Origin of the sequence: Pseudomonas palmensis, assembly GCF_017848315.1 — a bacterium.
Classification (GTDB): Bacteria; Pseudomonadota; Gammaproteobacteria; order Pseudomonadales; family Pseudomonadaceae; genus Aquipseudomonas; species Aquipseudomonas palmensis.
The window spans coordinates 1-4,763 of sequence record NZ_JAFKEC010000111.1 but is presented as its reverse complement, the minus strand read 5'-3'; the positions used below and the strand labels follow the sequence as shown (position 1 = coordinate 4,763).

Here is a 4,763-nt window from a genome sequence, read left to right as displayed (position 1 = left end):
CCCACTGCCACAGCAACCAGGCCAGGCCCGCGCCCACCAGTGCCACGACGCCCCACTTGAGCAGGCGCCGGCTATCGAACTTCTGGTTCATGGGCATCCTCAACCCTGGTTCGGCTTGCCGGTCACCAGCCCGACCTGGGCCAGCTCCAGCCGACGCAACAGGTCGAGCACCTCGACCACCTTCTGGTACTGCACCGCCGCGTCGCCGCGCACGATGATCGGGAAGTCCGGGCTGCGCGCCTTCTCGCTGCGCAGGCGCTCTTCCAGTTCGGCCAGGGTCACCGGGTAGGCGTCGAGAAACACCTGCCCGGAATCGTTGACCGAGATCGCCTTGGTCTTGGGCTGGGACAGCGACACCGAGGCACTGGCCTTGGGCAGCTGGATCTGGATGCCCGACACCTGCGCGGTGGCGGTGAGGATGAACATCACCAGCACCACCATCAGCACATCCACCAGCGGGGTGACGTTGATGCTGTCGACGGCCGCGTCGTCGTCATCGTCGTGGGAAGCATTCATGGCTGCCATGGCGCTCTCCTCAGGCCGGTACGGACGGGTGGGCAGCGTGGGCAGCACGCCGGTGGCTGGCCTCGCCGGCCTGGCCTTCGCCATGCAGCTCGGCCAGGCGCGTGATGAACTCGTCGACGAACACGCGCATGTCGGCGCTGACCTCCTTGTTGCGGGTGATCAGGCGGTTGTAGCCAAACAGCGCGGGGATCGCGACGAACAGCCCCATGGCGGTGGCCAGCAACGCCGCGGCCATGCCGGGGGCGATGGCGTTGATGTTCACGTCACCGGCCATCGCGGTGCCCAGGAACACCACCATGATCCCCAGCACGGTGCCCAGCAGGCCGATGTAAGGGCCGCCGGCAATCGCGTTGGACAGGCTCGACAGCTTCGAGCCCAGCGCCTGGTTCTCGCGGGTGCGCACCCCGTCCATGGAGCAGCGAATGGCCTCGATGGTGGCCGCCGACACCGCCGAGGTGTCGAAGCCCTGGGCGCGGCGGGTACGGATCTCCTTGACCGCCACCAGGTACAGGCGCCACAGCGACGAGTGCGTCAGGCGCTCGCCCAGGGCGGTGTCGTCGGCGAACATCTCAAGGCGCGTGCCGATGTTGGCGAACTGCTCGCGAAACAGCCGGTTGGCCTGGCTGACGTGGTTGAGGGTGCGATTCTTGCGCAGCATGATCACCCACGACTGCACCATCATCAGCACCAGCACCGCGATGATGATCCAGGCGTCCAGCGGCACCGCCTTGAGCAGAAAGCCCAGGCTGCCGAAACCGAAACCGGACTGCTCTTCATCCACTCCGTACACCACCAGGCGCGACTCGGCGCCCTGGGCCAGCGCGTCGGCCTGCAGCACCGGCACGGCGCGGGCGATGCGCGACAGGCGCAGCTCGTCCATCGCCCCCACGAACGGCACATAGGCGCCGGCCGGCTGACCCTCGGCCGGCGGCAGGTCGGCGCCGATGGCCAGGGTCGAATTGAACGCCGGCACCGCCGCGGTCAGGCTGGCGACCTGGCGCCCGTCCACCAGCAGGCTGAGCGTACCGCCCTCGCCCACCAGCGCCAGGTGTTGCCACTGACCGGCATCGAGCACCTGGCCGGCAGCGCTGCGCAGGCCGTTGACCTCGACGAACGGCAGGCCCTGGCTCACACCCAGCAGCAGGCGGTTTTCGCCTTCATGGCGGGCCAGCAGCAACTGATCGCCCAGCAGTTGGTCCTGGCGTACCCAGGCGCTGAAGGTGAAGGCAGCGCCAGCCGGCAGTTGCAGCGACGGGCTGGGTGCCAGCAGCAGCGGCTGGCCGTTGAACTGGATGGCGCGACCGATGATGCCCTCGATGCTCGCCGCACTGCCCTGGGCCTGGTTGCCGTAGGGGCTGGCGTCACGCGGTGCGGCGCCGTCGAAGTGCATCAGCAGGGTGTAGTCGGCATCGAAGGCCGGTTGCGCATTGGCCGGCTGCGCCTTGGGGTTGCCGTAGTACATCCACAGGTCCTGGCGCTGGCCGCCCTGCACGTCCGGCACGTCGACCCAGATCAGCGCCATGCCCATCAGCGGGTCGAAGCTTTCGATCTGGTGGTTGAGCACGGTCTTGTCGTCGCTGGCCACGAAGCGGATGTCCGCGCCGTTTTCATTGACCCCGTCAAAGCTGAAATTGCCGGTGTGCAGGCGTACCAGCAGTGCCGTGCGGCCCAGCGACTGGGTCAGCGCCGCGCCCTGGGGCGTGGTGTCGACGGAAATCTGCTTGCGGAACTGCCAGTCGTCCTGCCACCAGGCACTGGCGCTGCCCGGCAGGGCAAAGCCCAGGCAAATGAGCAGGGTCAAGATGAGGCGTTGCATGGAATGTCTCCAGGGTCGATGCCGATGGGGTCAGAAGGTTGCCTGTACGCTGAAGTGCAGACGCGAGTGGTTTTTCTCGGTGTTCGCGCCGTCCTTGAGCGGCAGGCCCCAGTCCAGGCTGCCGGACAGCCAGTCGTTGAGGGTGGCGCGGGTGCCCAGGCCGACGCTGGCCAGGCTGAAGTGGTCGTCCTGCTCGGGCAGCGGGTCCTGCAGCGACAGCTGCGCGCCTTCGGCGAACACATAGAAGCGCCAGTCGCTGATGTAGCTGCCCACGTAGCGGCCCAGCGAGGGCGTGCGCAGTTCCTGGGAGAACAGCAGGCCGTCGTCGCCGGTGCGTTCGGCGGCCAGGTAGCCGCGCACCGAGGTGGCGCCGCCGGCAGCGAACTGTTCGTTGGACACCAGGGCCCCGGAGGCCAGTTGAAAGCCCAGCTTGGTTGCGCTCTGCCAGTCGCCGGCAAACGTGAAGGTGTAGTTCGCATCGCCCTTGAGCGCGGCGAAACTGGAGTCGGCGCGGTAGCGCTTGTAGTCGAAGGCCTCGTCGTCGCTGCCGTAGCCGAACAGCCGGCGTGTGCCGGCCACCAGGCTCAGGCCCAGCCCCAGCTGCGAGGCTTCGGTATAGCGAAAGCCGTTGTAGGCCAGGGTGATCGGTGCGTACTTGAGCGGCACGGTATCGCGCTCGCCGCCCAGTTCGACCTGCTCGTCGAAGTCCTTGAAGTCGATGCCCACGGAAAACGAGTTGGCCCAGTTGCCGTCCGGCACCAGTGAGTAGATCGCCGACAGCCCGTAGGAATGGCCCTTGCCCAGCACGTTGCTGCCGCCCACGGTGGCCACACTGCTGTCGGACTTGTAGCCGCTGGCCTGCAGGGTCCAGCGCGGGTTCAGGGGCGCGCTGTATGAACCGGACCACACCTGCGCGTTGTCGGTGTCCTGGGGGGCGGTGAACCAGGTCAGCGACACGCTGTGACCCAGTTGCCAGAGGTTGTTGTAGCCCACGGTGGCCACGCTGCGCAGCTTTCTGGTGTCGGCGCTGTAGTCGTTGTTCAGGCCGATGCTGGCGTGCCAGGGCTGCTTGTCTTCGACCTGCAGGTCGACGTCCAGGGTGCCGGGGCGCTGGCCTTCGCGCACCAGTGGCATCACCTGGCGCCCGGGGCCGCGGTTGAGTGCGGCCAGTTCGCCCTGGACCTTGGCAAAGTCCGGCACCTGGCCCTCGCTCAGGGCCGGCACCTGCTCGCGGATCTCCACGGGCGAGTAATGCCTGGCGCCGACCACTCGTACCCGGCCGACCCTGGTTTCGCTGACCTGCAGGTACACCACGCCGCCTTCGACCTGCTGCTCGGGCAGCTCGACGAACACCGACTGATAGCCCAGCGCCTGATAGCGTTTCTGCAGGGCCTCACGGGCGCCTTCCAGATCCACCAGGGTCTTCTGCGGGCCGAGGTAGGGGTACACCGCCTCCTCGATGGCGCGGGCATCGAGCACCGTGTTGCCGCGCACCACGTACTCGTTGATGTCGACGCGACGCTCGGCCTGTTCGGCGCTTGCGTGGTGGGTTCCCAGGGCCAGCAGCATCACTGCGCCGGCTCGCCACCCGTTGAAAAACAAATGCTCCACACCGCCCCCTCGTTCAAGGAAATCCGTCTGGCCCAGGGCCGTGTCTTATGAATGGTTGTCTGCGCCGCCGTGACCGGCGTGGCGGGCCAGCCAGCTGTGCAGCTGGGCCAGGTTGAGGCTGAACTCGGGCATCTGCGCCAGGCCCGCGTTGCATACCTCGTTGACGATCGACTGCAGCAGGCGCGTGGCCTGCTGGCAGGCCAGCAGTGCGTTGAGGTCGTGGCTGAACAGGTTGAAGCTCCACACCCGCGACTTGAGTTCCAGGCCCACGAACCAGCGGAACAGCAGGTTGTAGTTGAGCTGTTCGTAGAGTTGTTTTTCGCTGGGGACCGAATACAGCAGCTGCAACAGCAGCAGGTGCATCAGGGTGTGCGGGGCGATGCTCATCGCGTTGCGCCGGGCCAGGTCGGCCAGCTCCTGCGCGTGGGCGGCCAGCAGTTCCTCGACCCTGGGCTTGAGCATCACCAGCGAATGGCCTGGCGGGATGCAGCTGGAGACTTCCTTGAGCGCGCTTTGCCAGTCGTCCTGGGACACGATCCACACCCAGGGTGCGCCGTAGCGGTACACCGACACCGGTTGCTTGCGCGCGGCTTCGACGATCTTCGCCAGGCGTTGATCGAGTTCCTGCATTCCGACTTTTGCGTAGCGTTCCATGGTTCCCATCGCTCCACTCCCTTCGTCCCTGTGCGGCTGCGCAGTGACTGCACATACCCATGACGGGGGTGGCGCTTTGCTACCGAACTTTTGTCACCAAAGCTTCATGAAGAGAGATGCAGGGCCTGGGCTATCCAGCGCCCTCAGGGTCGTGCGC

Annotated in this window: 3 protein-coding genes and 1 pseudogene; all 4 read right to left on the bottom strand. The window is 66.7% G+C overall.

All coding sequences use genetic code 11. The annotated features are described in order from the left end of the window. Nucleotides 1-99 precede the first annotated feature (99 nt). Entirely contained in the window at nt 100-525 is a 426-nt protein-coding gene (locus tag JZZ72_RS27480) for an ExbD/TolR family protein (protein WP_058541155.1), read from the bottom strand. A gap of 10 nt (nt 526-535) precedes the next feature. Continuing rightward, nucleotides 536-2,341: a DUF2341 domain-containing protein gene (locus tag JZZ72_RS27475; protein ID WP_054916079.1), complete on the bottom strand. Its 1,806-nt coding sequence runs from the start codon at nt 2,339-2,341 to the stop codon at nt 536-538. Nucleotides 2,342-2,371: 30 nt separating this feature from the next. Then, complete coding sequence (locus JZZ72_RS27470) at nt 2,372-3,910, bottom strand: ShlB/FhaC/HecB family hemolysin secretion/activation protein (RefSeq protein ID WP_088515468.1); 1,539 nt, start codon at nt 3,908-3,910, stop codon at nt 2,372-2,374. Between the two features lie 87 nt (nt 3,911-3,997). Beyond that, nucleotides 3,998-4,312 (bottom strand): annotated as a pseudogene (locus tag JZZ72_RS28420) (transposase); the annotation flags it as partial. Nucleotides 4,313-4,763 lie beyond the last annotated feature (451 nt).

Coding starts and splice junctions, on each gene's coding strand:
- JZZ72_RS27475 (WP_054916079.1), bottom strand. CDS start 2,341: ATGCAACGCCTCATCTTGACCCTGCTCATTTGCCTGGGCTTTGCCCTG.
- JZZ72_RS27480 (WP_058541155.1), bottom strand. CDS start 525: ATGGCAGCCATGAATGCTTCCCACGACGATGACGACGACGCGGCCGTC.
- JZZ72_RS27470 (WP_088515468.1), bottom strand. CDS start 3,910: ATGCTGCTGGCCCTGGGAACCCACCACGCAAGCGCCGAACAGGCCGAG.